The sequence below is a fragment of the Providencia sp. PROV223 genome (assembly GCF_028479245.1).
In the GTDB taxonomy this organism is placed as follows: domain Bacteria; phylum Pseudomonadota; class Gammaproteobacteria; order Enterobacterales; family Enterobacteriaceae; genus Providencia; species Providencia rettgeri.
In genome coordinates this window covers 467,235-491,616 of record NZ_JAMPNG010000001.1, presented here as the reverse complement: position 1 = coordinate 491,616, position 24,382 = coordinate 467,235, and the positions used below count along the sequence as shown (strand labels likewise).

Below are 24,382 nucleotides of genomic sequence, written 5' to 3'. Positions count from 1 at the left end.
ACTTAATAAGGTGGTCTTTAATTATTAATTTCCATGAGTCATTCACCTAAATTATAATTTAATATTATTTTTAATAAAACAAAGATAAATTAAAAAGTGTATATGACTTTTTTATTTATTCATTTATTATTTTTACAATTAATTTTAAAATCCAATAGGGGAATTAATTGATTAATATTATAATAATTGACGATAATAATATTGCAATTCGTGGTTTTGAGGCAGTTTTTTCACGTCATATACGCTATAAGGTTGTTGCTTCTTTTCCAACTGTGGAACATGCGATTACATGGAATAGATGCCAGAAAGCAAATATGATTTTAATCAGTAGTGATAGCTTCCGTTATGATTCACTAAAAACAGTCCAGACACTGCGCAGAACTCAACCGGATGTTGGGATCATTATATACAATGTCAGAAATAATCCGTCATTTTTTTTAAAAGCACTAGATATCGGTATTTTTGGTTTATTAAGTATCAATGTGACAGAAGAAGAGCTCATTGAAGCTATCCAGATTGTGAGTGTTAAACGGCGAATTATCTCTCCGGATATCGCGCAAGACCTTGCTCTCCAGCGGTTAATCTATAGCAATCAACAAGATATATATGATTTATTATCAGGGCGTGAATTGGAAATCATGCTAATGATTACTCAAGGGATACCTATCAAACGGGTGGCAGAGTCGCTTTCCTTAAGCCCTAAAACAGTAAATACCTATCGATATCGAATGTTTAGTAAACTTAATATCTGTAGTGATGTAGAATTAACTCATATAGCCATCAGTTATGGTTTAATTACAGCAAAACAGGGTTTATCCGAGTGTCAGAACAGTTCGAGCCGAAAGCTTTCTTAAAAACAGTCACTAATCAACCTGGTGTATACCGTATGTATGACGCTGGGGAAACGGTCATATATGTAGGGAAAGCAAAGGATCTTAAAAAACGCTTATCCAGTTATTTTCGTGAAAATGTGGGAAGTCGTAAAACAGAGCAGTTGGTTAAGCAAATCGCCTCTATTGATGTTACGGTGACTCATACTGAAACAGAAGCACTATTACTTGAACACAACTATATTAAGTTGTATCAACCACGTTATAACGTATTGCTGCGTGATGATAAATCTTATCCTTACCTATTTTTGAGCAGTGAAACACATCCTCGAATTTCGATGCACCGAGGAGCGAAACATGCAAAAGGTGAGTACTTTGGCCCTTTCCCCAGTTCTTATGCGGTGAGAGAAACACTGGCGTTAATGCAGAAGTTATTTCCGATACGTCAATGTGAAGATAGCATGTATCGAAATCGCTCAAGGCCTTGTCTGCAATATCAAATTGGCCGTTGCTTAGGTCCTTGTGTTAAAGGCTTGGTTTCCGATGAAGACTATAATCAACAAGTTGAATATGTCCGTTTATTTTTAACCGGAAAAGATAAACAAGTTTTGGCGGGTCTCGTTGAGCGTATGGAAAAGGCAAGTTTAGAACTACGCTTTGAAGATGCCGCACGTTTTAGAGATCAAATTCAAGCAGTAAGGGCTGTTACGGAAGAGCAGTATGTATCTGGGGACAGCGATGACCTAGACGTTATTGGCGTTTCTTTTGAGTCTGGCCTTGCTTGCGTGCATGTACTTTTTATTCGTCAAGGGAAAGTCCTTGGCAGCCGTAGCTATTTTCCTAAAATTCCAGCAGATACTCAGCTTGAGGAAGTGGTGCAAACCTTCTTAGGTCAGTTTTATTTACAAGGCAGCGAAAATAGAACGCTACCGGGTGAAATATTATTAGATTTTGCATTAACAGAAAAAGAATTATTAGCGGAGTCTCTTTCTGAGATAGCCGGACGTAAAATTAATATTCAAAGCCAGCCGCGTGGTGTGAGGGCTCGTTACTTAAAATTAGCGAGAACGAATGCATCAATTGCGCTTTCTACAAAATTAGCGCAACACTCGACGGTACAACAACGCATGGCAGCACTAGCAAAAGTCGTTAATTTAGAAAATATTAACCGCATGGAGTGCTTTGATATTTCACATACGATGGGGGAGCAAACCGTCGCCTCTTGCGTTGTATTTGATAAATCAGGGCCAGTTAAATCAGAGTATCGGCGCTATAATATTACAGGGATCACTCCGGGAGATGATTATGCGGCGATGCATCAAGTCTTAACGCGTCGTTATGGTAAACATATTGATGAAAGCAAAGTGCCTGACATCATCTTTATTGATGGTGGTAAAGGCCAACTAGGGCAGGCAAGGGATGTATTTAATTCACTTGAGGTCGATTGGGATAAAAAACACCCATTGCTAATTGGTGTAGCTAAGGGAAGCGACCGTAAAGCGGGGCTTGAAACGTTATTTTTAAAACCTGAAGGTGAAGGTTTTTCATTACCACCAGATTCTCCGGCGTTGCATGTGATCCAGCATATCCGAGATGAGTCGCATAATCATGCGATTACAGGGCATCGACAACGACGAGCAAAGGTCAAAAGTACTAGCGCATTAGAATCTATTGAAGGGGTTGGGCCAAAACGTCGGCAAATGTTGCTAAAATATATGGGCGGGTTACAGCCTTTACGTAATGCAAGTATAGAAGAAATCGCAAAAGTGCCCTCGATCTCATACGCCCTTGCAGAAAAGATTTATAATGCATTGAAACAGTGAGTGTCTTAGGGCAACATATTCATAATATCCAACTTGGTCAAAAAGTTAGTGAGCGTGATGAAATTAAACATACCAACGTGGTTGACATTATTTCGCGTCATCCTAATACCGTTTTTTGTATTAGCCTTTTATCTCCCTGTTACTTGGGGGCCGTTTGCATGTGCGCTTATTTTTGTTATCGCAGCGGTAACTGATTGGTTTGATGGTTTTTTAGCCAGATTGTGGAAGCAAACCACAAAGTTTGGTGCTTTTTTAGATCCAGTTGCTGATAAAGTCATGGTTGCAACGGCGTTAGTGTTAGTCACAGAAAGTTATGATGTTTGGTATGTGACTTTACCTGCGGCAACTATGATTGCACGTGAAATCATTATTTCATCTTTACGTGAATGGATGGCAGAGATAGGTAAACGTAGCAGTGTGGCTGTTTCTTGGATCGGGAAATTTAAAACAACAGCTCAAATGATGTCATTAGTCGGTTTATTGTGGCGCCCAACACCATTAATTGAAAACCTTTCAATTGCACTTATGTATGTGGCTGCTATCTTAACATTTTGGTCAATGTTCCAATATTTAAAGGCTGCATGGGGCGATTTGAGCGAAGCGTGATCGAAATGATTGAAAAAACAGCGAACGATCCAATTATTTCAATAATTGTATTGACTCGATAGGTGAAATCAGTAGAATGCAACGCATCGAACGGCAACATGGTTTACGAAAATAAATAAGTAAATCAGCCAGTTTGAAAAGCATAAGCTGAAAAGTGAAGCTTTACGCGGGAATAGCTCAGTTGGTAGAGCACGACCTTGCCAAGGTCGGGGTCGCGAGTTCGAGTCTCGTTTCCCGCTCCAAATTTCGAAAGAAATTCGGATAAGGCGCGTTAGCAAAGCGGTTATGCACCGGATTGCAAATCCGTGTAGCTCGGTTCGACTCCGGGACGCGCCTCCAAAATTTAGCCCAGGTGGTGAAATCGGTAGACACAAGGGATTTAAAATCCCTCGGCCTTTAGGCTGTGCGGGTTCAAGTCCCGCTCTGGGCACCATCTTAAAGTAATTAAACACCATTAAGTGTTTTATTTTAAGTTAGCTAACCACTATGCATCGTTATTGAATATATGGTTAGTTGGGTAAATTAATAATTTATCCAAGTTTGTGAGAAAGACAATTTGGCCCAGGTGGTGAAATCGGTAGACACAAGGGATTTAAAATCCCTCGGCCTTTAGGCTGTGCGGGTTCAAGTCCCGCCCTGGGCACCATCTCAATTTCAATCAGTGATGATTTGAAATTAACAATTAACCACCTATAGGTGGTTTTTTTGTATCTAATCCTCTTTAAATTCGTTGTATCTACTCAACTAATATCGGTTTGTTAGTTATATTTCTTCTTTATATTCAATGAATTATTTTTATAAGAGCGCAAAAGTTGCTTTGTTGTGTCAGCTAACGCGTAATTCGTGTAAAAAACCGTAAGTCAGACCGTTCTGTTGATGTTTTGTGGCACTATTTTGATTCTTGAAGAGGATCGAGCTATGTCTAACATGAAAACTGAAGTTGTTGTTGTACGATTAACGAAACACGAACGAGCACTACTAGACACAGTAAAAACAAAACCTTTATTAGCGGATTGGCTGAAAGAAATTGCTATGGCAAAGGCTAAACAGCAGGAGAGTAAAGAAGAATAAGATGGCCTTAACTACGCAGAAATTAATCGAGTCATTTAATGTAATGATAGAAAAGTTAATTTTTGATTAATTATTCGTTTTTGGTAGTATCAAATTAGATGACTTAATTGGAATTTGAGAAGTGATGAATAAAGGGATTTTGTTTACGTTAATACTGGTGTTTGCTTCTGGTTGTACAACGAAAAAATTGGATGCCCCCTATGGGTTCAAATGGGGGCAAACCCCCGTTGATATAAAAAAATTGCATTTAAAAGGATTACAATGCACTGAATTTGAAGAGGGAGGTGCTTTATGTTCATCAGAAAACTCTCCTCAAATAGCAAATAAACTGTTTTTATTGATGTTTTCTCGGGAAAAAAATACATTAATGTTAGTTTCTTCTCAAGGAAAAGATAGCCGCGACCAATCAGTCATTTTGGCCGAGTATGATGCGATTAACCAGAAAATGTTTGAAGCATATGGTTTGCCAAAGCAAACAATCGAGCGTTATAAACGGGATATTTATTTCTTAGATAAAATATCTGATGACGAAACAACGCCATTTAAGCGAGTTTATGAAAAAAATGGCATGCAGATTATGGTTGGTATTGTTAGTAATGCCCATTTTCGCAAAATTCACGATAAAAAAGATATTGTTTACTCAGTTATGGTTATCCATAATTTAATACCAACTAAACCGCAATAAGCGGCTATCAAGTTATTTGACACACGCTAATGTTGTTTTTTATTTCGTTTAGTTATCAGCTCGCACATATCTTTTTGCCGCTGGATGAGTTCTTTAATTTCTGTCGCATAAGTGTCGATAAAGCTGCATTCGAGAGTGGTGGCTTCACCATCGAAAACTTCAACAAAAGTTCCATCCTGTTTTACGCCCCAATAATGGTTACCGTCACCCATGATTTTTAATAGTGGCAAAACATCGGTTAGCTCATAAAGTTCAACTAAACTTTCATAGGCATTTTGTATATTAGCCCATTCAGGAAGATCTTCTGCTTCGATTCCTAAAATGACTAAACCTCGATGAAATGTCCATGCTGGGCCAACATCGAATAATTTAGCTTCAGGCCATAATTCTTCTCGGGCCATGATGCAAAGAGCATTAGTTTTTTGCGAAAAGGCTAAAAAATCTTTGGGTAATGCTATTCCTGTGGATGTAGCTAAATTGGCAATTGCTTTATCCGTAGGCGGTTTAGCTGCAACAGCATGAAATTCATTTTTGTTAATATCTTGCAGTATTTCCCACATGCGGTCATGGAATTGATCTGGGGACATGATTATAAATTCCTTCATCTCAACAGTGTATGTTTCAAGAATAGCTATCTTTCAATATTTTATACATAAGTGCGATGATTATTTAACTAAGATAAATCTCGTAGATGAAAATACTCATAAATGTTGGACTAGTAGAAATTATTTTATGAGTTATATCAGGAAATTATCATGAGAAAAACGTTATTAGTCGCTCTCTTGGCGCTATTTATCCCATTTTCTTCGCAAGCAGGCTCAAAATACTATGATTGCGGAAAAACGCTCATGAGTTTAGAGCAGCAACTGCGTCACGCTTCATACCATGGTAATAAAAACAAAGTGTCCAAAATCAGGAAGAAAATCCATAAAATTAGTAATAAGTGTTATGATAGCCACTCTGGCGCTACTAGAATATATGACCATTATTCTAGAGGAAAAGAAACTAGCCTTGAGCGGGAATTAGATTCATTACGTCGTGTTATTGAAGCGCTTAACGATTTAAAATAGATAATTAATGAGAAAATAAGCCATAAACTGGTCTGTTCTCCCTATTTATTTTCACTCTGTCTTAAGTAAATGGATAATATCAGGTATATTAGACCCTGATTGTTAGCTACCAAGAAAAAATGACTATGATTATCAAACCTAAAATTCGTGGTTTTATCTGCACTACAGCTCATCCGGCAGGCTGTGAAGCCAATGTGCGTGAGCAAATTGCCTACGTGAAATCACGTGGTGAACTGAAAAACGGCCCTAAGAAAGTTTTAGTTATTGGTGCATCTACCGGTTATGGCCTGGCCTCTCGTATCAATGCTGCATTTGGCAGCGGTGCGGCTACCATCGGTGTATTTTTTGAAAAGCCAGGCAGTGAAGGTAAAACAGGCTCTGCGGGCTGGTACAATTCTGCAGGTTTTGACAAAGCAGCGAAAGAAGAAGGCTTGTATGCGAAAAGCATTAATGGTGATGCTTTTTCTGATGAATGCCGTCAAACCGTTATTGATTTAATTAAACAAGATTTAGGCCAAATTGATTTAGTAGTTTATTCACTGGCCTCACCTGTGCGTAAAATGCCTGAAACAGGTGAAATCGTACGTTCGGCCTTGAAACCTATTGGCGAACCGTACAAATCTGTTGCTCTGGATACCAACAAAGATGTGCTAATTGAAGCCGTTGTTGAGCCCGCAAATGAACAAGAAATTGCAGATACAGTAAAAGTCATGGGCGGCCAAGATTGGGAACTGTGGATGAATGCATTAGATGAAGCAGGTGTTTTAGCTGATAATGCACAATCTGTGGCTTATTCTTATATTGGTACAGATTTAACATGGCCAATTTATTGGCATGGTACATTAGGTAAAGCAAAAGAAGATTTAGACCGTGCGGCTCATGCAATTAACCAAAAATTGCAAGCTAAGGGTGGGGCAGCGTATGTTGCTGTATTAAAATCTGTCGTAACACAAGCCTCTTCTGCAATTCCTGTAATGCCTTTATATATCTCTATTGTCTTTAAAATCATGAAAGAGAAAGGGATCCATGAAGGTTGTATTGAACAAATTCAACGCTTATTTGCCACTAAATTATTCAATGACGCAGTGCCAGATACCGATGAAAAGCATCGTCTACGTTTAGATGATTGGGAATTGCGTGATGATGTTCAAAATACATGTCGTGAAATTTGGCAGCAGTTGAATGATAATAACATCAATGAGCTAACAGATTACCAAGGTTATAAAGCTGAGTTTCTCCGTTTGTTTGGCTTCGGTCTAAACGGTGTTGATTATGATGCTGACCTTAGCGGTGAAGTGAATTTTGAAGTAAAAGAGCTGATTTAGTCGCTTTGTCCTTGATTGTTAATATCTTAGAAACCCGCTAATTGCGGGTTTCTTTTTTAGCTATTTTGTAAATCATATGCTTCTGCTTTATTTTGTTCATTAAATTATTCTACTACGATGGCCTTACCATCACGGATCAGTGTTTTAGAAATAATCGCTCCATTTTCATCAAATTCAGTTACTGTGCCAACAAGTTCTCCATTTTCATCAAATTCAGTTACTGTGCCAACAAGTTCTCCATTTTTAAAAGTACCAGTAATGCTTGGTTTTTACTTGGAGTGTTATGGTAGATTTTAAATGGTGCCTTATAGCGCGGTTAATTCGATATCGATACGGCCATTCTCATAGTAGGTTTTGATGTATTTATCCAGACATCCTTTAGATACCCAAGTTTTGAATTTTGGCTGGCCATTATCGTACTCAGTTTCAAATGCGCCTTCAGCAAGATCTTTAGGTGTTTCTGTGGAAGGAAACTCTATCGTTTTTAACTCATTTAATTCCCCAAATTTTGAATCTGAGTTTGAATTGGAATTTGTAGAGCCCCCAAGTTGACATCCGGAAATAAAAATAAAGAAAGTAGTGCGATAGACTTAATTAGTTTTAGCTTGAAAATGTAGCCTCTATTATTACGATAAAAAATAATGGATTCAATTGCATATAAAACTATAGCCTTTTTATGACTCACATATTGTGATAGTTATCCTAAACTATTTGTTTCTAATAGATTATAGGTGACTTTTGAAGAGCAGTTTTGCTGAATAAATATTAATGTTAGTCAGCTTAATAATAAGGTAATTTAGCAAGTTAATGTAATTTGCATAATAAGGGAGTTATGGATGTTAGTTGTTGAAATGTTGAGTACTGGCGATGAGGTTTTACACGGACAAATAATTGATACAAATGCCGCTTGGTTAGCAGACTGTTTTTTTCAACAAGGTCTCCCTTTGAGTAGCCGAACAACTGTTGGTGATGATTTAGATAGTTTAGTCGCTACTTTCCTTGAACGTAGTTTATCTGCAGATGTTCTGATTGTTAATGGTGGGCTTGGGCCAACAAGTGATGACTTAAGTGCTTTGGCAGCGGCTAAAGCTGCGGGAGTTCCATTAGTTGAGCATTCACAGTGGATTGAGGTTATGGAGCGCTATTTTATTGCCAGAGGGCGAGTTATGCCTGAGACAAATCGTAAGCAAGCGCTACTTCCTGCCAATGCGGAATTAATTGATAACCCAGTCGGAACAGCTTGTGGCTTTTCATTAGTTTTGAATGATTGTCTAATTTTTTTTACACCGGGGGTTCCTTCAGAGTTTAAAGTTATGGTGAATGAGCAAATTTTGCCGAGGTTACGTGAACGGTTTACATTGCCAGAGCCACCAATTTGTTTACGTCTAACCAGTTTTGGTCGTAGTGAAAGTAGTCTTGCGAAGCAATTTGATAGCTTACCTTTACCTGAAAATTGTGTTTTAGGCTACCGCTCCTCAATGCCTATTATTGAATTAAAACTGACGGGGCCTGCATCACAAAAAGAATTGATGGAGAGAGATTGGCAACTCGTGAAGCAAGGAGTAGGGGATAATCTGATATTTGAAGGTACTGAAGGTTTAGCACAAAAAATTGGTAACTTATTAAAAGAAAAGAAATTAAACGTAATAGCTAGTGAACAATATAGTGCTGGGTTATTAAATTGGACATTGGATTCAGCAGGAATCGTTATTTCTGACAGTCAAATTTTACCACTTGATGTGGAGCAAACATTAGAAACTCTAGCGCAAAGAGCTCAGAATATAACGATTAACCACCCCTTATCTATTGGTTTAGTGATTGGTGAATATCAGGAGCAGTATCTAAACGTTGCATTATCAACCCCAGATAAGTGTTATGTGCAAAGAATTCACTATTTACCAAATAATCATTCGCAGAAAGAAAAGCAAGAAGTCAGTGTAATGTTAGTACTAGATATGCTGTTTCGCTGGTTAAATGGTCGTGAGGTTATTGGCTATTATGAATGGTTAGTACAAACAGAAACACTTATCTTAGAGAGTTAGTGGGTTATGAAATTAAAAGATTATGCGTATATCCCTGTTCTTGAGGAAAGGCCTTTTCAATCGGAATTTCAGTTAGTAATAACAGAATCTATTTACTGGCTGAGTCACATACTAAAAGAAAAGCTCCATAGCCTATATGTTTATGGCAGTGTTGCAAAGGGCTGTGCAAAACCTCAACAATCAGATTTAGATCTGTGCATCATATTACGTGACGATCTTACCCAATTTGAGACAACCAGACTTAATGGAATACAACTACAACTAACGATTAGTCACACCGAGATAAGCAAAATTGATTTTGATATTGGTATACTTACGGATGTGATGAGTGAGGCTAATTTATATAGTTGGGGATATTGGATTAAGCATCATTGCCGTTGCATTTATGGGCATGATTTAGCTACATATTTTAGCCAACTTATCCCTTCGCGGGAAATAGCAGAAGCAGTTAATGGTGATTTTGTTAATGTGCTCAATGATTATATTGACCAAATTAATCATTGTAATGATGACGCTGAACTAAAGTTATTATATCGGGCGGCATCGAGAAAACTCATTCGTTCGACCAACATTTTACGTTGGAAAAAAGACAATGACTGGCCAGAAACATTATCTGAATATACACAGAAATTAGTCCAACGTTACCCTGAACGGCAACCTGAGATAAATTATTTTTTATATCAAGGAACTGTTCCGTTTGCTGATGAGCAATTCGTGGAGAAATTAATCCAGTTTATCAATTGGTTAGATTGTGAGCGCTCTAATAGTATTAATAAATAAACCCGTTATAGCTCATCAGGCTGCAGTGCATTAACGATATAATTAATACTTGAAACACCCTTTTTGCAGGCCTTGTCTTTTAATATAGTCGGAGTTTTATCAATAGCCATTTTTACTGAAGACAGTTGATCTGTGTAGGTTTGTGCCCCAATAATCTCTGGATTATTATTTAAGTATTCAATAACTTCATCAACTTTTTGATAAAATTGGCCACAGGAGTCACCATCAATTTCTAAGGTTTTTAATTCATTTAGCGTATTTGGAATCAGTTGCTTGGTTTGCTGTTGTACCTGCTCGATATACTTTCCTGTTTTTACTTGCTCAACGATAGTCATTACCTGATTTTTCATGTTAAAAAACAAGGTAATAGATGTAATTAAGGCGATAGCAAGAATAATGTTGATGCTTATACTGATCCAGAGAAAGTATCTTTTCATTACATTCCTTGAGTGAAAAATAAACCTGTAATATATAGCCTAGTAGAGTGAATAATCTCGATATGTAAGCTTAACACGAAAAAACAAGGTAACCCAATAATAGGTTACCTAGGTTATTATAATTGATAGTGGTTATCGAACCGTTAAAACAGAAATTTTTGAATTTTGAATAACCATTGATGCTGTCGAACCTAAAAAATATGTGGACATACCGGGACGCTTTGAGCCAATTACAATTAAATCAGCAGAAATTTCTTCAGCAACGCGTAAAATCTCATCTCTTGGTGTTCCCATTAAAACTTGCGCGCTGTACTTATCACTTGAAAGATTAAATTCTTTAATAATCTCAGTGAGTTGTCTTGTTACATTATCTTGTTCACTATCCGCTTTTTCAGCAAAACCAAATCCCATCGTGGTATAGAAAGGGATAGTAGGAATAATCGCTAAAAAATGAATGTGTGCTTTTTCATATTCAGCAAGGTATTGAATATGTGCCATAACTAAATGTGCTAAGCTTTTTTCTGTTATATCAATCGGAACCAAAATCTTATTATACATATTTTTCTCCAGCTTTTATTTATTGAGTTCATGCAGTAATCGGGTCGTTAGTTTATAAAGAGTAGAGCTGTTAAATTAGTAAATGGCCGAGTCAATCAAAATAATGTTAATTTACACATAGGAATTACATACCTCGGGCTCCATCATAGCGGATCAACAAAATAAATACTTTGATGGCGGATTTAACTTAAGAAACTTAATGGTGATATTTATAGGCTGTTTTTCATGCGCTTTGTGCTATACAAAACGTGAGTACTTTGAATCATCACCTTCCTGTTATATGATCTATACATGGTTTGTATACATATCATATTGTTGAGGTTATTTTGGGTATCGTAAAAATTTCAGATGAATTGCATGATTATCTACGCCATGCGAGCCAAGTTATGTCCCGGTCGATTAATTCACAGGCAGAATTTTGGATTAAAATTGGAATGCAAGCTGAATTAAACCCGAATAAGACATTTACTATGTTAATCAATGAAATGTTAGAGAAAGAGTCAATTGAATTAAAAGGAAAGGTTCATGAATAATATTACAATTAAAACAGCAGAAGAAATTGAACTGATGCGTGAGTCTGGACGACTTTTGGCTAGTGTTTTTAAGATGTTGGATTCATTTATCGTACCTGGTATTTCTACGATGGAAATTAATGATAAAGTTGAAAGCTATATTGTTAATGAGTTACAAGCAAGGCCTGCCAGTAAAGGGCAATATGGCTACCAATATGTTTTGAACACGTCTCTAAATGAAGTCGTTTGCCATGGCGTTCCAAAAACAGATGAAATTTTAAAAGCAAAAGACATTATTAATGTTGATATTACGCTAGAGAAAAATGGTTTCATTGCCGATTCAAGTAAAATGTATGTGATGCCGGAAGCTTCACCACTGGCACGTAAGTTAGTTAAAGATACTTATGCCGCTATGTGGGAAGGCATAAAGCAAGTTAAACCAGGCGCAACGTTAGGTGATATTGGTTCTGCTATTCAACATTATGCGGAATCTAAAGGTTATAGTGTTGTACGTGAATATTGTGGGCATGGTATTGGCCGTGAAATGCATGAGGACCCGCAAGTTCTTCATTATGGCGTACGAGGGAAAGGGGTAGAATTAAAAGAAGGAATGACATTTACGATAGAGCCAATGATCAACCAAGGTGGAATGAAAATTAAAACAAAAAAAGATGGCTGGACAGTCGTAACGCGAGATAAAAAATTATCTGCTCAATCGGAACATACGGTATTAGTTACTAAAGATGGTTATGAAGTTTTAACACTACGCGATGAAGAAAAATAGCGTTAAAAATAGAGTTTATAAGCTTGCTGCCATTATGGTAACAAGCTTTTTTTATGCAAATTTTTACTATTGTCTCAGTGCTATTGCTATACGATTAAATGCACTCATTAAACCAATAGCGATGGTTAGATCAGAAATTTGAGCATCAGAAAAATGGTGTTTTAATTCATTAAAGAGAGCATCTGATGTACCACTGGTAGCTATATTAACAACCGCTTCTGTCCAAGCTAATGCAGCGCGTTCTAATGAATTAAAATGATGACTGACCTGCCAGCCAGCGAGAGTATCAATTTTTTTGTTACTAACGCCATTTGAACGCAATGAATTTGCATGCATATCTAGGCAAAATGCACAGCCATTGATTTGTGAAACTCTTAAATAGATGAGTTCTATCAGTTCGTTATCTAACCCGCTCTTATCCAATGCATTTTTGCAATCAATAAGCCCTTTATAAGCTTCAGGTGATAAATTGTAATAGGCTAATCTCAGTTCACTCATGAGTGATTCCTTACATATTTTGTTGTCAGATAAAATGCAATGTTTGGTGCGGTTTGGTTGGAAGGTTGCGCTACTTTATTTTATAAAGAAATCACGTTCAATAGCATTAAGTGGCATTTGTGGAAACCAATATTAGATTAGTACGACAAGAATCTATAAATTTTTGATGAATATCGAGAGGAAGTTGGTTGTCTGTAATAATATCTGTGAATTCGTCTATTTGAGCGACACGAAATAATGACCATTTACCGTATTTACTACTATCAGCAAGCATAACAGAACGTGTAGCATTTGTTATTAGATCACGTTTTAGCCCAGCTTTTTCTTCTGTTGGTGTTGTAATTCCTTTTTCTAAACTCCAAGAGTTACAACTAATGAATGCGATATCAGGATAAATACTACGTAATAAAACGCGCCCATGCTCACCAATACAAGATTGGCTACTATCGTCAATTCGTCCACCAACAATTGTGACTTCAATTTGTTTGAATTCAGAAAGAAAAAGAGCAATATGGAGGTCAGAGGTGATAACACGCAGGGGCATATGAGTGAGCTCCCGCGCTAGCTCAAGCATGGTTGTTCCTGCGTCAAGTAAAACTGTGCTACCTGGTTCAATTAAACGGGCTGCTGTTTTCGCAATAGCCCGTTTTTCTCTTAGATTACGCTGGTTTTTTTCCGATGTAGTGGGCTGAACAGGAATGAAACGATTGAGGGTTACACCGCCATGTGTGCGAGAGATAACCCCAGTTTCATCAAGTTTAATGAGATCACGCCGGATAGTAGCCGCTGATACGGATAGTGCTTGTACTAGTTCCTCAACAGTGACGAGGTTATGCTGTTTAAGATACTCAAGTATTAAATCTAATCTATCCATTGTGCTCATTAGTTATACTACATTCATCGCAAGTTTAAGTGAGATGGCCATACTTTCAGGATTTGCTTTACCCGTCCAAGCAATATCAAATGCGGTACCGTGATCGGCTGATGTGCGCAAGAACGGAAGACCCGCAGTGATATTAACACCATCATAAAAACCTAATAATTTCAAAGGAATATGACCCTGGTCGTGATACATGGCAACGACAATGTCATATTGCCCTTGATAGGCTTGTAAAAATACAGTATCTGGAGGACAAGGGCCATAAACATCAATACCTTCAGACCTTACCTGTTCTATAGCTGGTTGTAAATATACGATTTCTTCATCACCAAATAAACCATTTTCCCCAGCATGAGGATTAACGCCTGCGATAGCAATACGCGGTTTTTCATAACCAACGCGTTTTAAAAAGTCTGATGCGATACGAGACACGGTTATGATACGCTCGCTATTTAATGTATCTAAAAATTTACGCAATGCAATATGTGTCGTGACATGGATGACTTTTAATTTTTCTGTATAAAGCACCATGGCATAATCTTTGGTATTGGTTAGCTGGGCAAGAAGTTCAGTGTGACCTGGGTAGTTGTGCCCAGCAAGGTGTAATGCTTCTTTATTTAAAGGTGCAGTAGCAATCGCTTTCACTTCGCCTGCGAGTGCTAGTTCAGTCGCACGTTTAATACAACGAAATGCTAAGTCACCAGCTTGAGCTTGGACCTTGCCCGCAATAAGCGCGCTAGGATCGGCTAAGGGTTCATCAATAATATTGATGGTATCCGCTGAAAATTGAGCTTCTTTGATATTTTGTATCACATTGATTTTTACCTGAGGAACTAACCCCGATTTAATTAATCGCTGCATTGTTGATGCACAACCGATAACAACGGCAGAGGCTCCTGCAAGTTCACCTTCTGCAAGGGATTTGACGATAATTTCTGGGCCAATACCAGCAGGATCTCCCATCGTAATAGCAACAACATTATTTTTCACAATAAATTTCCTCAATATATTTGATGGCTTCGCATAAAGTGGTTATTTGACCAAACCCTCCCGCTTTGGTGATCACGGGTAAATCATCAATTTCACTGTCAATAAAAGTGCCGCAAGGTATACATGGCATTACTTCAGATTGAATTCGATAACCTTTTGCTCCCAAAGTATTGGCAACCGCAATCGCAATATCTCCACCTGTTAAAAAAAGTCCCCCGATGCTGGAAACAGACAGCGTTTTTAAGGTCAGCAAACTAATAAAGTCGCTGATATTTTTTCCCAATTCATTACGGGTCATACCGTAGGTAGTGCATAGGTCATCAATATGATGCCTATCTTGCACATCTCGGCTGGTTCGTATGATGGTGTGTTTTTGTTGGTTTAATGTTTGACTAATTTCTTTGATGAGCGCAGCCATATAGTTATCTTGTGTAGTGGCTGCAAGTACTTGCGTTACATCAACATCAATAACACTGGCATCACAATGCGTTTGTGCATAGTTTACCTGTTCAATTGTTGCGCTGCTCATTGAGCCAGCGACAATAAATAACGGTAGCCCTTGCTTTTTATCCATGAAAATAATCTCAGGCAATGCATTTGCAAAGCCCGCAGCTCCAACGAGTAGGCAAGGTTGAGCTATTGAAAATACAGCCTTAGCAATTAGGGTTAGATCTTCATCATTTTCAGCATCCGTGACGATGATACTGGCTTGCGTTGGCTTTTGTGCTTGTAACCATGTTACGAATTGGCCTGAACGTATTTGGTCTAGATACACTTCAATAACAGGCAGGGTAGTCTGTTGATGGACGATAGTTTGGATGCGTGATGAAACTATTGGTGTTTTAGGGTCAGAAGCAAATTCAGTTTCAACAAGTGCTTTTCCATGAACGAGGCATTCACCATTTAACGTTACGCGTCCTGCCGCAGGAATAGCTGCGGCAACAATAGCAAATTTTAAGCCTGTTTCTGACATAATTGTCTCTATTTCTGCACCGATATTACCGCGAAATGTTGAGTCAATTTTTTTATAAATGACAGGTTTATCCTTCTGAGATAAAAAAGGTTTCAGGCTATTTCGTAGGTTTTCTGAAGCAACTTGTGCATTTAATGCACGACTTTCTGTGTTAAGCACAACGACATCAGCAAACCAAGAATGTTTTTGTGTACTATCAAGAAGTATCTCTGTACGCGCATGCTTTTTAGCAAATTGAACACCGGTATCATTTGCCCCTGTAAAGTCATCCGCAATAACTAATAGCTTCATAAATAACTCCTTACTCTTCAGTTTGTTGGGGTTGTCTTGCTTGTTGACGTTTAGCAACCCAAGAGGTCAGGATAGGGGTTAGAATAGCGGTGGTAATCACGGATGCAGCAATCAATGGAGCCGCAGAAAGCGCGATAGCCTCTAAGGATGGGTCGGCTTGTGCGATAGCGAGTGGTGTTGCCACTGCATTTCCTGCGGTACTTGAGGCTGCAGCACCTGCTATACCAGAGCCTCCAACTAGACGGTCTGCTCGAATATTAAACCAGCCGCCAACAAACGTAGTCAGCGCACCGAGTAAAATACCCGCGAGCCCACCTTGTAATAGCATTTCTAAGTTGATCCCTGCGCCTAGTGCAAACGCGAAGAAAGGAATTAATATTGGCCCACCTTTTGTTAGAAAATCGCGCATATGTGGGTCTAGATTTCCTAAGATCATACCAACAATTAACGGAACAAGAACCGCAACTAATGCCATTAAAGGGATATTTGCCATACCAGCTGCGCCTAGCGCGATCATCGTAAAGAAGGGGCCATCATTAAGAGATAAAATTGAGATAGCACCAACGTCTCGTTTATTACCAAACTCCCCAACTAAAGCGGCATATAAACCACCATTTGAATTACTCATTGCTGCAATAATTGCAACACCAGTTAAACCAAAAATCCCTTCCATTCCAAAGAGATAATCGACTCCTAGGCCAAGAGCAATCGCAACGACTAATTTTGTTAAGGTAATTGTACCTCCTTGTAATAAAGCTTGAGGTGCTGCCTTGAAACTAATTCCTGCACCCATACAAAGCAAGAATGCGCCAATAAGAGCAGGAGCACCATTTTTAAATAGTGATGTCGTAAAGCCACCGATTTCGAGAGCTTGAGGAGCAAAGGTGTTGATTAGGGCACCAAGTACTAATGGCACAACCATCATGCCACCAGGTATACGTTCAATCGATTTTTTTATTTGCATGGTTTTCTCCGCCATGATTTATTTTAGTCACAATGATTATATTTAATCAATCAAAAACAACAGTGATCAAGATCGCAATAATCCCCTTTATTATTAATCGGCGTTACATGCTTAAAATTGCTGTTTTTTTGGTTGAAAATAACGATTTATTGATTTTAAGATGGGGTGAACGTCATCTCAACTGATTAAGGTGGTGATTATAAATAATCATTCATATGTTTTATGATTGAAAATAAGCAGTAATAATTTAAAAGGATAAAACTAGCTTTATAAAAAAATTATCTGTAATGACTTAGCAATACATTTTTACCAAGATAGAAACAGTAAATTTAGTGTTTTTAAATTTAGGATTATTAGACTTGTAGTTAGAAAGCAAGTAGTGACAATAGGCGCTTTATTATAATTATTATTTGATAGGGATTAACTCATGCAATTTAAATCAATGATTAAATTGGTTGTTGGCGCTGCATTACTACTAGTTATCGGCCTTGTAGGTATTAACTCATATACCATTGTCCAAGATGGTTCGGTTAAGGTAGGAACATTTTTAGGAAAGGTCGATCCAGTTGCTTATGATGCAGGTTTACATTTTCCAATTAACCCGTTTACAACGTTTGATACGTACTCAACAAAAGATATTCGTGTATCACTAAAAGAGCTAAGAGTACCTTCACAAGATAAACTAAAATCTATTGTTGATATTACGGTAATGCTTCAGTTTGATGGTTCTAAAGCTCCGGTATTACGTATTAATGGTGGTACAGAAAGTGAAGCTTTAGATAAATATGTACGCCAAAAATTGATTTCAACGATTTTGGAATTTGGTAAAGATGTTGCTAATGCGCAAGATCTTTATACAGCAGATACACAAAGAAAATTACAAGAATCTATTCGTGATGCTATTCAAGGGTATGCATCCCCTTATGGCTATACAATAAAAGAAATTATGATCCAAGATATTACTTTGCCTGAAGTTGTACAAGAGCAAGTGGTTAATACTAAAATGCGCCAAGAGCAAATTAACCAAGCAAAAGCAGAGGCAGAAAAAGAGCGTGAATTAGCTCAGAAAAAGGTTGTTATTGCTGAAGCGGAAAGAGAGTCTGCTGAACAACAAGCCATCGCTAGAGAACGTAATGCACAAGCAAGTTCATTTGCGATGCGCCAAGAAGCGGATGCAAAATTGTATGCTGCACAGAAAGAAGCTGAAGCTAATGCGATATTACAACGTACTATTACCCGTGAAATGATCAATTGGAAACAGTTAGAGATTGAACAAATTAAAGCTCACAAATATAAAGGTGAGGTGCCTAATATTGTGGTTGGTGCAGACTATGATGGCAAAATGATTATGGATATGCGTAATAGCCAGTAATTCTCATTAAAAGAATGACTATATTTACAACCTGTTCTATTAAGCTTGAAGTAACCACATAAAGTTGGGCACTTTTAGTCAATTGATTGTATAGCCTGATTTCGATATATAATCGGAATCAGGCTATTTAATATATAGAAGGGTACGTCCAATACTTTTGTTATGCTAAAAATAACTTATTTGCATGATTGGTGAAAATAATTCTGTTATTACCCAATATTCCTATAAATCAATTACAAGATGGTTTACCGGTACGATGATTTAGTGCACCATTATCAATAAGGAATTTTTGCATTTCTGGAAGATTATTTTTACATGCATAAGTTAATGCACTTTGGTCATAAGAAAACATGGTTACATCATCAGTCGTTGTACTTCGGTTAATATCTGCGCCTTGCGATAATAAGTATTTAACCGTTTCCATTCTATTATTACTTGCAGCTATCATGACTAATGTTTCACCATCACTTTCAATTTGCTGATTATTCAAGTCTACTTCGTCTTTCATTAGCTGATGGACTTTTTTTACAACATTGACATTATTACCGAGTACCGCGGATTTTAGTACGTTATATACGTCACCTGTATCGGTTGCCCAAAGATTAGCATTTTGGGATATAAGATAATCAACCATTGCTTCATCACCAATAAAGGCCGCCCATCCCAGAGCCGTTTGGTCTAAGCTACCGGTGTCTTTGGCTTCTATATCTTGCCCCTCAGTAACCATTTGTTTTACTTTGTCTAAATCTCCCTGCTTTACGGCATCAAACCATTCGGCATTGACGCCTTCACTAGGGCTTTCATAGAAGACTCTCCAAGGTAAACGTTCTTTATTCGCTAGTTCGACCATCGTAGCGTAATCTGTTTTAAAATGCCTATATTTTAAAGGGTTATTATTATTAACAACTTGGGCTTGTGATACTGACCCAAAAGTAAGTAATGAAAAAGCAAATATAATTTTTTTAATATACATATTTAAACCTTATTAATATTTAGTTATTTATCAGTATTGAAAAATAAACGACACAAAGCAATACAAATCATACTTATTGTATTTTTATGCGGTTATTCCGATTTATTTTACTTGAATATATTAAATCTAAATTTTACCTCAAGGAACGATGACATAATCTGGAGCGGCGATAGCAAATAGCTCATTTTTTTCTAATTCAGGCGGGTATATCCACTTAGTATTTATTTCTTGTTTTATTTTTTTCCCTTCCTTTTTAATATAATGTATTTCTCTCTGCCAACCTTCGGTATAAAGAGCCCCCCAAGCCCCTAAATCAAGGCAGGTTACATATTTAGGCTGACTGTAAGGATGAAGAGGAAGCCCTAACAGTTCAGCGGCTGCATTATGCCCTGCAACACGGCCTAAACTTAGGGCATGTTGGCAAGTCATTAAATTATGATTTCCTTGATTATCAGTGGGAGCTTTGACAGTATCTCCTGCGACGAAAACATTTGAGACAGCTTGTGCGTGTAAATAATTATCCGAGATAATCCTATTACTAGCGTCACGTTCACCGCGAATCTGTTCCGTTAGAGAACTTGCTTTTACTTCTGTCGCTAATACGACAGTATTTGATTCTATGTACTCACCGTTTGACAGAGTAACTCCATCATGGCTTAGTGCTTCGACTCGTAATCCCGCGCGTAATTCAACGCCACATTCAATTAAAGCTTGTTGAATTACAGGAGAGATGTCTGCTCCCATTCCGGCTCCCACAGTGGGTTCTGAGTCAATTATAAATACTCGGCTCTTTGTAGATCCACCTAGAATTTTTTTCAGGCGTGTTGGCATTTCCGCGGCGCTTTCTATGCCTGTTAACCCTCCACCTACTACCACAACGGTGTTTCTAGCTAAAGTTTCCGGTTTGTTCTTTAGTGCTTGTAAATGTGTTTCAAGACGATGCGCAGCTTCTAATGAATCAACATCAAAGCCATACTTATCAAATCCAGGAACAGGAGGTACGTTTAATTGGCTACCCGTTGCCAGAATAAAGCGCTCATAAACTAGTGAAGTTTGGTTGCCATTAGCTAGATTAATGGTTAATAATTTTGCATCTGTATCGATATTTTGGATTTTACCTGCAATATATTCAACTCCGACGGCAGCTAGCTGCTTTGAAATATCTGGGGACATATTATCCAGCTTTGCTTCATATAAACGCGGTCGTATAGTGAGGTTAGGCCTTGGTGAAATTAAAATAACTTTGATGCTATTTTCTTTATTAGCTTGTGAAATTACCCGCATTGCTGAAATAGCAGCCCAAAAACCAGCAAAACCCGATCCTGCAATAACAATTTTAGCTGTCATTATTGAATTCCTTTGAAGATTAACGTTAAGTGCTCATATGCAAATTTTAAATAATAAAAACCCGCACCAGTGAAGATGTTATTAATTAAATACAAACGATGTGAATTTAAGGTAAGGCTATAGGATTATATGTTATGTTTTCCCACGACCTCCTTTACTCGAACGAACTGTTCTAGCCTCAATTTTTTGATCCATCCAGGAGTTTACATCTCTATAAAAGCTATTAGGCGCGATTTGACATAGACGCTGCGCCACATCAGCAAGGGTTTGGTTAGCTAATACATCTCTCATTGCATTTTCAGCTTGAAGAATGACTTTATGTACGGAGCAGGTACCAGAAATAGCCCATTGTGGTAGATCATTTTCTTCGAAAACAGCACAACGGCGCCGTATTTCCTGACACTCGAAAAGAGGTTTATAGCCTTCTATTGCATCAATTATAGATAGAAATGTAATTTTTTCAGGAGGCAATGCCAATCGATATCCACCTCTAATTCCCTCATTCGAACTCACGATCCCAGCCTTTTCTAACCGAGGCAAAATTTTTGCTAGAAAACTTGGAGAGATGCCTTGTAACTCTGCAAGTTCTCTACTGCTAAGAGAGCGTTCGGGATTATCAACAAACCAAAGTAGACAATGGATACCATATTCAACACTGACAGTAATGTGTGCCATTTATTTAAATTTCCTAAGCATCTATTTATAAACAAGGACAATACAGGTCTCCGTTTTAATTGTCAATATAACTAAGATAAGGTTAGTCTGTGTTATTAATGTAAGCTGCAACAAGTTGCATTATGGCATTTGATAAATAGAGCTATGGGGCTACAAGCGCTGTCCTTTGTCGTACATGTTTCTATGTATGATCCTTAGTTAGAGGCGCTTCATCTTAAGATTGAACGAATTTTTATTGATATATTGAATGAAAATCTAAATGCGGTTTGGTTTTTGCTGATCTTTTTTGCTATCTGTTCAAATATTCTTATTGGTTACAATATACGCGGAACAAAAGGGAAAAATTGGTTGATACTCATATTGCCATCATTAACCACGTTAGCACTATTTATGATTGCGGAAATTGATGTTCCCGGAGAAGGTATGATCCACGTAACACCGGAAGATTTAATTATGCTACAGGAGTTTTTATTTAGAGATGGGGCTTGGCTGGGAAAGTAGGGTAACCGCAAACAACTCCCCACTCGCAAATTTGCGATGGGGAGTCTTACCTTAGCGAACTATAATGCCTAATAAAATTCCGATTGCGCCAAAGTCAGCGTCACTGAATGTCGTATTAGCAATACCAATATCCCCAAGAACAGGTAATAGGAATACAGGTAGGAAGGTAATTAGTAATCCTTGAGCAAATGCACCCAAGATAGCCCCACGACGACCGCCTGTTGCATTACCAAAAACACCTGCAGCAGCACCCACGAAGAAATGCGGTACAACGCCTGGAATAATCACCGTCATATTTAATGCATACAGAACGAACATTCCCAAAACACCAGCAGCGAAACTACTTAAAAAACCGACTAACACCGCGTTTGGTGCATATGGGAAGACAACTGGGCAGTCTAAAGCCGGTTTTGCGTTAGGGACTAATTTGTCAGAGATACCTTTAAACGCAGGAACAATTTCTGCAATAACCATGCGCACACCTTGCAGAATAATATATACACCGGCAGCAAATGTAATGGATTGCATCAATGAGAACATGAACCAATTCTTGCCACCACTGACTTCGCGAACGAAATCACCGCCGGCAAATAAGCATGTAATGATAAAAATAATGAACATGGTGAAAGAGATAGCGACAGGAGTATCTCTTAAAAACAGCAAGCTTTTCGGGACATTCATATCTTCTGTTGAATGTTCTTTGTTACCGAACTTGCTACCAATGAACCCAGCTAAAACATAAGAAATCGTTGAGAAATGACCAATCGCAACGTCATCTGAACCCGTCACTTTTTTCATATAAGGGTGGGCAATTGCAGGGAAAAATACCATACAAAAGCCAACAATTAATGAACCAACAGTCACTAATAGGGTTCCTTCCATTCCTGCGGTAGCTAAGATAACCGCAATCATCATGGACATGAATAAAGTATGGTGCCCTGTAAGGAAAATAAATTTCCAGGGTGTTAAGCGAGCAATCAAGATATTGATTAGCATCGCAAAGAACATAATCATTGCCATTTCACGGCCGAAGCTTTTTTGTGCGATAGACACGATAGCTTCGTTATTTGGAACAACGCCGTTAATACCAAAGGCATGTTGGAAAATGGCTGAGAAATCGCCTAGCGAGCTGACGACTAAGCCTGCACCAGCACCTAAGATCACAAAACCCATGATGGTTTTGATGGTGCCTTTAATACATTCAGTTACCGGTTTTTTCTGCGCGATCAAACCAATAAGTGCGATTAAACCTACAAGAATGGCTGGCTCAGATAAAACATCCTGCATCAGAAAACGAAAAAATGACATAGTGCCTCCGCTTACATTGCACCAAGTTTTTGTAAAGCAACAGTCAGGCGCTCTTTCATTGCAACTTTATCAATCATATTTTCCAGAGCAACAATTTCACCACCAACTTGTTGAGCAACTAATTGCTCTGCAATGTCGCTTGTACCAACAAAGATATCGCTTACGGTGCCTTTTGCGGAACCTAAATCCACATGGTCAACATCTGCACTGACTTGCAGATCTTTTAAAATATTCTTAATGCTCATTTCCATCATTAAGCTTGTGCCCAAGCCATTTCCACAAACAACAGTAATTTTCATAATATTTACCTTAATATCTAATTATTCATATTTAGCGATGATTTTAAGAATGTCATCTACGTTTTCTGATTGCATGATGCGGTCAATATCTTCTTGATTATCAAAAAGTTCAGCTAATTTTGCGATGGCGCCGATATGACTATTGCTATCGGTTGCTGCGAGTACAATTAATAATTTGATTGGGTCATTGCCCTCAGAACCAAATTCAACCCCTTGTTTAAGAACGGTTAAACCAAGGGATAATTGGTTCACGCCATCTTCTGGGCGTGCGTGAGGCATGGCAATTCCTGGACCTAATACATAATAAGGACCGATTTTTTCGTGCGATTGAATTATTGCATCAACATATCTCGGTTCAATGAGTTTATTATTAATTAATGGGTTACAGGCGATTTTTATCGCTTCTTGCCAATCACTGGCTCTGTCGACGACTTGAATGACGTTAGGGGTCAGTAATGTCGTTAGCATCGGGTTGCTCCTGGTAGAGTGAAATTATTATCTTTGTAATGGTTGAATGAATAGTAGTGTTCTATGGTAGCGCTATCTAGCTGAATCTTTCATTTTCGTGATAGCGCTATCATTTTAAGAAAATATAGCGAACAAAAACAAAATGAGTACACTTGTCGGCTGATTAACAAATTCAACCTGTGGTAAGTTAATCTGAGCTGGTGATTTTTAGTGTTTCTTTAGATTTCAGAGAACCATATTGGCTATTTTTAGCTCATTTAATCTAGAACACGAAAAAAGCAAAAAAACACGCTTGATTCGAATGAAAATTGTCCATTGAA

26 protein-coding genes, 4 tRNA genes and 1 pseudogene are annotated in these 24,382 nt (G+C 37.9%); 17 read left to right on the top strand and 14 right to left on the bottom strand.

Features of this window, described 5'->3' with window-relative positions; all coding sequences use genetic code 11:
- The first annotated feature begins 167 nt into the window (after nucleotides 1–167).
- From PR767_RS02460 to PR767_RS02420, 9 genes are all read left to right on the top strand, one after another.
- The gene (locus PR767_RS02460) at nucleotides 168–854 is read left to right on the top strand and encodes a LuxR C-terminal-related transcriptional regulator (RefSeq protein WP_004910157.1); all 687 of its coding nucleotides are present in this window, start codon (nucleotides 168–170) and stop codon (nucleotides 852–854) included.
- Nucleotides 821–2,653 (top strand): excinuclease ABC subunit UvrC, encoded by a 1,833-nt coding sequence (gene uvrC / locus PR767_RS02455; RefSeq protein WP_109911211.1) that lies wholly within the window; start codon nucleotides 821–823, stop codon nucleotides 2,651–2,653. The genes PR767_RS02460 and uvrC overlap by 34 nt, the downstream gene beginning before the upstream one ends.
- 57 nt (nucleotides 2,654–2,710) lie before the next feature.
- Nucleotides 2,711–3,259 (top strand): CDP-diacylglycerol--glycerol-3-phosphate 3-phosphatidyltransferase, encoded by a 549-nt coding sequence (gene pgsA / locus PR767_RS02450; protein ID WP_004263394.1) that lies wholly within the window; start codon nucleotides 2,711–2,713, stop codon nucleotides 3,257–3,259.
- Between the two features lie 166 nt (nucleotides 3,260–3,425).
- Nucleotides 3,426–3,501, top strand: a tRNA-Gly gene (locus PR767_RS02445).
- A 23-nt stretch (nucleotides 3,502–3,524) separates the two neighbouring features.
- A tRNA-Cys gene (locus PR767_RS02440) sits at nucleotides 3,525–3,598 on the top strand.
- A 7-nt stretch (nucleotides 3,599–3,605) separates the two neighbouring features.
- Nucleotides 3,606–3,692: transfer RNA gene (locus tag PR767_RS02435), tRNA-Leu, on the top strand.
- Nucleotides 3,693–3,818: 126 nt separating this feature from the next.
- A tRNA-Leu gene (locus PR767_RS02430) sits at nucleotides 3,819–3,905 on the top strand.
- A gap of 272 nt (nucleotides 3,906–4,177) precedes the next feature.
- Nucleotides 4,178–4,330 (top strand): hypothetical protein, encoded by a 153-nt coding sequence (locus PR767_RS02425; protein WP_042851570.1) that lies wholly within the window; start codon nucleotides 4,178–4,180, stop codon nucleotides 4,328–4,330.
- A gap of 124 nt (nucleotides 4,331–4,454) precedes the next feature.
- Nucleotides 4,455–5,015, top strand: a complete 561-nt coding sequence (locus PR767_RS02420; RefSeq protein WP_109911212.1) for a hypothetical protein — start codon at nucleotides 4,455–4,457, stop codon at nucleotides 5,013–5,015.
- Between the two features lie 26 nt (nucleotides 5,016–5,041).
- Here the strand turns inward: PR767_RS02420 and PR767_RS02415 are convergent, their stop codons facing one another.
- Complete coding sequence (locus PR767_RS02415; protein ID WP_109911213.1) at nucleotides 5,042–5,602, bottom strand: SMI1/KNR4 family protein; 561 nt, start codon at nucleotides 5,600–5,602, stop codon at nucleotides 5,042–5,044.
- Nucleotides 5,603–5,770: 168 nt separating this feature from the next.
- Here PR767_RS02415 and PR767_RS02410 point away from each other — a divergent pair, with 168 nt between their 5' ends.
- The 4 genes from PR767_RS02410 (at nucleotide 5,771) to PR767_RS02395 (ending at nucleotide 10,232) form a co-directional block, all read left to right on the top strand.
- The gene (locus PR767_RS02410) at nucleotides 5,771–6,085 is read left to right on the top strand and encodes a DUF1090 family protein (protein WP_115167415.1); all 315 of its coding nucleotides are present in this window, start codon (nucleotides 5,771–5,773) and stop codon (nucleotides 6,083–6,085) included.
- 125 nt (nucleotides 6,086–6,210) lie between these two features.
- The gene (fabV, locus tag PR767_RS02405) at nucleotides 6,211–7,410 is read left to right on the top strand and encodes an enoyl-ACP reductase FabV (RefSeq protein ID WP_109911334.1); all 1,200 of its coding nucleotides are present in this window, start codon (nucleotides 6,211–6,213) and stop codon (nucleotides 7,408–7,410) included.
- Between the two features lie 836 nt (nucleotides 7,411–8,246).
- Nucleotides 8,247–9,452 carry a nicotinamide mononucleotide deamidase-related protein YfaY gene (locus PR767_RS02400; RefSeq protein ID WP_272519839.1) on the top strand — a complete coding sequence of 402 codons (1,206 nt, stop codon included), beginning with the start codon at nucleotides 8,247–8,249 and terminating at the stop codon, nucleotides 9,450–9,452.
- A gap of 6 nt (nucleotides 9,453–9,458) precedes the next feature.
- Complete coding sequence (locus PR767_RS02395; protein ID WP_004910190.1) at nucleotides 9,459–10,232, top strand: nucleotidyltransferase domain-containing protein; 774 nt, start codon at nucleotides 9,459–9,461, stop codon at nucleotides 10,230–10,232.
- A gap of 5 nt (nucleotides 10,233–10,237) precedes the next feature.
- On the opposite strand, the gene PR767_RS02390 is transcribed toward PR767_RS02395, so the two are convergent.
- Both PR767_RS02390 and PR767_RS02385 read right to left on the bottom strand, forming a co-directional pair.
- A complete protein-coding gene (locus tag PR767_RS02390; protein ID WP_042851572.1) occupies nucleotides 10,238–10,669 on the bottom strand; it encodes a DUF5339 family protein in 432 nt (143 codons plus the stop codon).
- A gap of 132 nt (nucleotides 10,670–10,801) precedes the next feature.
- Entirely contained in the window at nucleotides 10,802–11,227 is a 426-nt protein-coding gene (locus PR767_RS02385; protein WP_004910195.1) for a universal stress protein, read from the bottom strand.
- A 326-nt stretch (nucleotides 11,228–11,553) separates the two neighbouring features.
- On the opposite strand from PR767_RS02385, the gene PR767_RS02380 reads away from it, so the two are divergent.
- Together PR767_RS02380 and map are read left to right on the top strand one after the other, a co-directional pair.
- Nucleotides 11,554–11,760 carry a ParD-like family protein gene (locus PR767_RS02380; RefSeq protein ID WP_004910200.1) on the top strand — a complete coding sequence of 69 codons (207 nt, stop codon included), beginning with the start codon at nucleotides 11,554–11,556 and terminating at the stop codon, nucleotides 11,758–11,760.
- Entirely contained in the window at nucleotides 11,753–12,523 is a 771-nt protein-coding gene (gene map, locus PR767_RS02375; RefSeq protein WP_004263445.1) for a type I methionyl aminopeptidase, read from the top strand. The genes PR767_RS02380 and map overlap by 8 nt, the downstream gene beginning before the upstream one ends.
- A gap of 66 nt (nucleotides 12,524–12,589) precedes the next feature.
- Here map and PR767_RS02370 read toward each other — a convergent pair whose 3' ends face one another.
- The 5 genes from PR767_RS02370 to PR767_RS02350 form a co-directional block, all read right to left on the bottom strand.
- Nucleotides 12,590–13,021, bottom strand: coding sequence for a carboxymuconolactone decarboxylase family protein (locus tag PR767_RS02370; protein WP_109911217.1), 432 nt, complete (start codon nucleotides 13,019–13,021; stop codon nucleotides 12,590–12,592).
- Between the two features lie 106 nt (nucleotides 13,022–13,127).
- On the bottom strand, nucleotides 13,128–13,904 hold the full coding sequence (locus PR767_RS02365) for a DeoR/GlpR family DNA-binding transcription regulator (RefSeq protein ID WP_109911218.1): 777 nt from the start codon (nucleotides 13,902–13,904) through the stop codon (nucleotides 13,128–13,130).
- 3 nt (nucleotides 13,905–13,907) lie between these two features.
- Entirely contained in the window at nucleotides 13,908–14,891 is a 984-nt protein-coding gene (locus tag PR767_RS02360) for a D-threonate 4-phosphate dehydrogenase (RefSeq protein WP_109911219.1), read from the bottom strand.
- Nucleotides 14,881–16,155, bottom strand: a complete 1,275-nt coding sequence (gene dtnK, locus PR767_RS02355) for a D-threonate kinase (RefSeq protein ID WP_110731867.1) — start codon at nucleotides 16,153–16,155, stop codon at nucleotides 14,881–14,883. The genes PR767_RS02360 and dtnK overlap by 11 nt, the downstream gene beginning before the upstream one ends.
- 10 nt (nucleotides 16,156–16,165) lie before the next feature.
- Nucleotides 16,166–17,119 (bottom strand): 2-keto-3-deoxygluconate permease 1, encoded by a 954-nt coding sequence (locus PR767_RS02350; protein WP_109911221.1) that lies wholly within the window; start codon nucleotides 17,117–17,119, stop codon nucleotides 16,166–16,168.
- 427 nt (nucleotides 17,120–17,546) lie between these two features.
- Here PR767_RS02350 and PR767_RS02345 point away from each other — a divergent pair, with 427 nt between their 5' ends.
- Nucleotides 17,547–18,491, top strand: coding sequence for an SPFH domain-containing protein (locus tag PR767_RS02345; protein WP_004910213.1), 945 nt, complete (start codon nucleotides 17,547–17,549; stop codon nucleotides 18,489–18,491).
- 229 nt (nucleotides 18,492–18,720) lie between these two features.
- Here the strand turns inward: PR767_RS02345 and PR767_RS02340 are convergent, their stop codons facing one another.
- From PR767_RS02340 to PR767_RS02330, 3 genes are all read right to left on the bottom strand, one after another.
- Entirely contained in the window at nucleotides 18,721–19,464 is a 744-nt protein-coding gene (locus PR767_RS02340) for an ankyrin repeat domain-containing protein (RefSeq protein ID WP_181937010.1), read from the bottom strand.
- A 138-nt stretch (nucleotides 19,465–19,602) separates the two neighbouring features.
- Nucleotides 19,603–20,811, bottom strand: a complete 1,209-nt coding sequence (locus PR767_RS02335) for an NAD(P)/FAD-dependent oxidoreductase (RefSeq protein WP_272519838.1) — start codon at nucleotides 20,809–20,811, stop codon at nucleotides 19,603–19,605.
- 132 nt (nucleotides 20,812–20,943) lie between these two features.
- On the bottom strand, nucleotides 20,944–21,486 hold the full coding sequence (locus tag PR767_RS02330) for an RrF2 family transcriptional regulator (protein WP_272519837.1): 543 nt from the start codon (nucleotides 21,484–21,486) through the stop codon (nucleotides 20,944–20,946).
- A 258-nt stretch (nucleotides 21,487–21,744) separates the two neighbouring features.
- Between PR767_RS02330 and PR767_RS21205 the strand changes: the two are divergent.
- Nucleotides 21,745–21,987 (top strand): annotated as a pseudogene (locus tag PR767_RS21205) (hypothetical protein); the annotation flags it as partial.
- A gap of 51 nt (nucleotides 21,988–22,038) precedes the next feature.
- On the opposite strand, the gene PR767_RS02320 reads toward PR767_RS21205, so the two are convergent.
- Genes PR767_RS02320 through PR767_RS02310 form a run of 3 tightly spaced genes read right to left on the bottom strand, consistent with a single transcriptional unit; the run spans nucleotide 22,039 to nucleotide 24,062 of the window.
- Nucleotides 22,039–23,295, bottom strand: coding sequence for a PTS ascorbate transporter subunit IIC (locus PR767_RS02320; RefSeq protein WP_036958647.1), 1,257 nt, complete (start codon nucleotides 23,293–23,295; stop codon nucleotides 22,039–22,041).
- A gap of 11 nt (nucleotides 23,296–23,306) precedes the next feature.
- A complete protein-coding gene (locus PR767_RS02315) occupies nucleotides 23,307–23,594 on the bottom strand; it encodes a PTS sugar transporter subunit IIB (protein ID WP_004910231.1) in 288 nt (95 codons plus the stop codon).
- A gap of 21 nt (nucleotides 23,595–23,615) precedes the next feature.
- Complete coding sequence (locus tag PR767_RS02310) at nucleotides 23,616–24,062, bottom strand: PTS sugar transporter subunit IIA (protein ID WP_272519835.1); 447 nt, start codon at nucleotides 24,060–24,062, stop codon at nucleotides 23,616–23,618.
- Between the last annotated feature and the right edge of the window lie 320 nt (nucleotides 24,063–24,382).

Excerpts from the sequence above, each read along its gene's own strand:
- PR767_RS02370 (WP_109911217.1), bottom strand. The coding sequence starts at position 13,021 with ATGAGTGAACTGAGATTAGCCTATTACAATTTATCACCTGAAGCTTAT.
- PR767_RS02330 (WP_272519837.1), bottom strand. The coding sequence starts at position 21,486 with ATGGCACACATTACTGTCAGTGTTGAATATGGTATCCATTGTCTACTT.
- pgsA (WP_004263394.1), top strand. The coding sequence starts at position 2,711 with ATGAAATTAAACATACCAACGTGGTTGACATTATTTCGCGTCATCCTA.
- PR767_RS02350 (WP_109911221.1), bottom strand. The coding sequence starts at position 17,119 with ATGCAAATAAAAAAATCGATTGAACGTATACCTGGTGGCATGATGGTT.
- PR767_RS02395 (WP_004910190.1), top strand. The coding sequence starts at position 9,459 with ATGAAATTAAAAGATTATGCGTATATCCCTGTTCTTGAGGAAAGGCCT.
- dtnK (WP_110731867.1), bottom strand. The coding sequence starts at position 16,155 with ATGAAGCTATTAGTTATTGCGGATGACTTTACAGGGGCAAATGATACC.
- PR767_RS02420 (WP_109911212.1), top strand. The coding sequence starts at position 4,455 with ATGAATAAAGGGATTTTGTTTACGTTAATACTGGTGTTTGCTTCTGGT.
- PR767_RS02320 (WP_036958647.1), bottom strand. The coding sequence starts at position 23,295 with ATGTCATTTTTTCGTTTTCTGATGCAGGATGTTTTATCTGAGCCAGCC.
- PR767_RS02410 (WP_115167415.1), top strand. The coding sequence starts at position 5,771 with ATGAGAAAAACGTTATTAGTCGCTCTCTTGGCGCTATTTATCCCATTT.
- PR767_RS02415 (WP_109911213.1), bottom strand. The coding sequence starts at position 5,602 with ATGTCCCCAGATCAATTCCATGACCGCATGTGGGAAATACTGCAAGAT.
- PR767_RS02340 (WP_181937010.1), bottom strand. The coding sequence starts at position 19,464 with ATGTATATTAAAAAAATTATATTTGCTTTTTCATTACTTACTTTTGGG.
- PR767_RS02365 (WP_109911218.1), bottom strand. The coding sequence starts at position 13,904 with ATGAGCACAATGGATAGATTAGATTTAATACTTGAGTATCTTAAACAG.
- PR767_RS02385 (WP_004910195.1), bottom strand. The coding sequence starts at position 11,227 with ATGTATAATAAGATTTTGGTTCCGATTGATATAACAGAAAAAAGCTTA.
- PR767_RS02425 (WP_042851570.1), top strand. The coding sequence starts at position 4,178 with ATGTCTAACATGAAAACTGAAGTTGTTGTTGTACGATTAACGAAACAC.
- map (WP_004263445.1), top strand. The coding sequence starts at position 11,753 with ATGAATAATATTACAATTAAAACAGCAGAAGAAATTGAACTGATGCGT.
- PR767_RS02315 (WP_004910231.1), bottom strand. The coding sequence starts at position 23,594 with ATGAAAATTACTGTTGTTTGTGGAAATGGCTTGGGCACAAGCTTAATG.
- PR767_RS02345 (WP_004910213.1), top strand. The coding sequence starts at position 17,547 with ATGCAATTTAAATCAATGATTAAATTGGTTGTTGGCGCTGCATTACTA.
- fabV (WP_109911334.1), top strand. The coding sequence starts at position 6,211 with ATGATTATCAAACCTAAAATTCGTGGTTTTATCTGCACTACAGCTCAT.
- PR767_RS02400 (WP_272519839.1), top strand. The coding sequence starts at position 8,247 with ATGTTAGTTGTTGAAATGTTGAGTACTGGCGATGAGGTTTTACACGGA.
- PR767_RS02335 (WP_272519838.1), bottom strand. The coding sequence starts at position 20,811 with ATGACAGCTAAAATTGTTATTGCAGGATCGGGTTTTGCTGGTTTTTGG.
- PR767_RS02310 (WP_272519835.1), bottom strand. The coding sequence starts at position 24,062 with ATGCTAACGACATTACTGACCCCTAACGTCATTCAAGTCGTCGACAGA.
- PR767_RS02390 (WP_042851572.1), bottom strand. The coding sequence starts at position 10,669 with ATGAAAAGATACTTTCTCTGGATCAGTATAAGCATCAACATTATTCTT.